The organism is Roseateles sp., from assembly GCF_036404855.1.
Classification (GTDB): domain Bacteria; phylum Pseudomonadota; class Gammaproteobacteria; order Burkholderiales; family Burkholderiaceae_C; genus Pelomonas.
Genome location: NZ_DASWYS010000380.1, coordinates 1 through 1,950 on the forward strand (window position 1 = coordinate 1; position 1,950 = coordinate 1,950).

A 1,950-nucleotide genomic window follows, 5' to 3' on the forward strand; every position below is an offset into this window, starting at 1 on the left:
GAAACCATCAAGGCCGTGCAGGCCAAGCTGGCCGAGCTGAAGCGCAGCCTGCCGGCCGGGGTGGAGGTGGTGACCACCTATGACCGCTCGCAGCTGATCGACCGGGCGATCTCCAACCTCAGCCAGAAGCTCCTCGAGGAATTTGTCGTGGTGGCGCTGGTCTGCGCCCTCTTCCTCTGGCACGTCCGCTCGGCCCTGGTGGCCATCGTCACCCTGCCGCTGGGGGTGCTGTTCGCGTTCATCGTCATGCGCATCCAGGGGGTGAACGCCAACATCATGTCGCTGGGCGGCATCGCCATCGCCGTCGGCGCGATGGTCGACGCCGCCATCGTGATGATCGAGAACGCCCACAAGCGGTTGGAAGCCTGGGAGCACGCCCACCCCGGCGAGACGATGACGTCCGACACGCGCTGGCGGGTGATCACCGATGCGGCCGCAGAGGTGGGCCCGGCCCTGTTCCTCAGCCTGGTGATCATCACCCTCAGCTTCGTGCCGGTGTTCGCACTGCAGGCACAGGAAGGCCGGCTGTTCTCGCCGCTGGCCTTCACCAAGAGCTACGCCATGGCCGGCGCGGCGATCCTGTCGGTGACCCTGGTGCCCGTGCTGATGGGCTACCTGATCCGCGGCCGCATCCCTGAGGAGCAGAATAATCCGATCACGCGCGCGCTGATCGCCGCCTACCGGCCTGCGCTGGAATGGGTGCTGCACAGGCCAAGGGCCACGCTGGCCATCGCCGTGGCGGTGCTGGCGACGACGGCTTGGCCGCTGGCGCGGCTGGGCGGCGAGTTCCTGCCTGGCATCGACGAAGGCGACCTGCTCTACATGCCTTCGGCGCTGCCCGGCCTGTCGGCCCAGCGCGCTGCCGAGCTGCTGCAGCTCAGCAACCGCATGATCAGGACCGTTCCCGAGGTCGAGCGCGTGTTCGGCAAGGCGGGCCGTGCCGAGACGGCGACCGACCCAGCGCCGCTGGAGATGTTCGAGACCACGGTCAAGTTGAAACCCCGCGAGCAGTGGCGTCCCGGCATGACGCCGGACAAGCTGGTCGAGGAGCTGGACCGTGCCGTGCGCATCCCGGGCCTGGCCAACCTCTGGATTCCGCCCATACGCAACCGGGTGGACATGCTGGCGACCGGCATCAAGAGCCCCATAGGCGTGAAGGTCAGCGGCGCGGACCTGGCGGCCATCGACCGCATGGCTGCCGCCATCGAGCAGGTGGCCAGGGCCGTGCCGGGCGTGTCGTCCGCGCTGGCGGAGCGGCTGACCGGCGGGCGCTACGTGGACGTGAAGATCGACCGCGGAGCAGCGGGGCGCTACGGCCTCAACGTGGCGGACGTGCAGGCCATTGTGGCCGGTGCCATCGGCGGCGAGAACGTGGGCGAGACGGTGGAGGGGCTGGCGCGCTATCCCATCAACCTGCGCTATGCCCGCGAGTGGCGCGACTCGCCGCAGCGGCTGGCCCAGCTGCCGCTGCTGACGCCCACGGGCCAGCAGATCACGCTGGGCACGGTGGCCGAGGTGGTACTGACGGACGGCCCGGCCATGCTGAAGAGCGAGAACGCCCGGCCCTCGGGCTGGGTCTACGTCGACGTGCGCGGCCGCGACCTGGCGGCCGTGGCGCGCGACCTGCGCGAGGCGGTCGCCCGGTCCGTCCGGCTGGAGCCGGGCGCCAGCATTGCCTACTCGGGCCAGTTCGAATATCTCGAGCGCGCCAACGCCCGGCTGAAGGTGGTCGTACCGGCCACGTTGCTCATCATCTTCGTGTTGCTCTACCTGACCTTCAGGCGCGTGGACGAAGCCGTGCTCATCATGGCCACCTTGCCTTTCGCGCTGACTGGCGGCATCTGGTTCCTGTACCTGGTGGGCATGAACCTGTCGATCGCGACCGGTGTGGGCTTCATCGCACTGGCCGGCGTGTCGGCCGAATTCGGCGTCGTGATGCTGGTCTATCTG

General features: G+C 68.9%; 1 protein-coding gene. It reads left to right on the forward strand.

What is annotated here, in order from left to right; translation table 11 throughout:
• Positions 1–1,950: CusA/CzcA family heavy metal efflux RND transporter (locus tag VGF12_RS25650; protein ID WP_331178885.1), on the forward strand; the 1,950-nt coding region annotated here is incomplete at both ends.